1 protein-coding gene and 1 pseudogene are annotated in these 795 nt (G+C 75.1%); one reads left to right on the top strand and one right to left on the bottom strand.

Going from position 1 to position 795, the window contains the following annotated elements:
- A partial coding sequence (locus KBX39_RS32310; RefSeq protein ID WP_210874222.1) for a phosphotransferase occupies nucleotides 1-327 on the bottom strand: 327 nt, incomplete at its 3' end.
- Nucleotides 328-478: 151 nt separating this feature from the next.
- On the opposite strand from KBX39_RS32310, the pseudogene KBX39_RS32305 reads away from it, so the two are divergent.
- Nucleotides 479-795 (top strand): annotated as a pseudogene (locus KBX39_RS32305) (amino acid-binding protein); the annotation flags it as partial.

The following is a 795-nucleotide window of genomic DNA, read 5'->3' as shown; positions in this document are numbered from 1 at the left end:
GCTGCCGCTCTCGTCGGCGCAGAGCGCCAGCGCCTCCGGCACCGGTACGCCGGTCGGCGCGAGCGCCGAGATCACCCGGTGCTCCCGGGCCATGTCGTGCGCGGTGGCCAGCACGTGCCCCAGCGGTGGCCGGCGCAGCACCACCTCGCGGTCACCGGCGCGCAGCAGGTAGGTGAGGTTGGACTTGCCGCCGGCGATCAGCCGCGCCGACAGGGGGCCGGTCAGGTCCGGCCGGTGCGCGGCCAGGTAGGTGGCGAGCCGGTCGAGGTCGAGCCCGCGGGGTGCCGAGCCGGCCGAGAGCCGGGCAGCGGCGGCCGGATCGGTCATCCGATTAGTTGATGGCAGCTCAGCTTTGTTGTCAAGGTCGGGGTTTTCCCGGCGGGACATGCCGCTGCAACAGGGGCGAAATGGTCAACCGGCAGGCTGGGCCCCAGCCTGCCGGCCGCTCGGCCGGCCCGCCGAGCGGAGGGGATCAGACATGCTGCTGAGAGTTCGGGAGACCCTGCCGGACCGTCCGGGCACGCTCGGCCAGGTGGCCCGGACACTCGGCGTCTCCGGCGCCGACATCGTGCAGGTGGTGGTCCTGGAGCGGCTCGGCGGCCGGGCGGTGGACGACTTCACTGTGGTGTGGCCGGGCGCGGCGCGGGTGGAGCGGATGCTCGCCGGGCTGGCCGCGATCCCCGGCGTGCGGGTGGACGGCGTGTGGCGGGCGATCGGCGCGCCCACCACCACCGGGCAGGACGCGGAACTGCTCGCCCAGGTGGCCGCCAACCCGGCCGACGGGGTGGCCACGCT

This window comes from Micromonospora sp. D75, from assembly GCF_018070405.1.
In the GTDB taxonomy this organism is placed as follows: domain Bacteria; phylum Actinomycetota; class Actinomycetes; order Mycobacteriales; family Micromonosporaceae; genus Micromonospora; species Micromonospora chalcea.
This window is presented reverse-complemented; position numbering and strand designations above follow the sequence as displayed.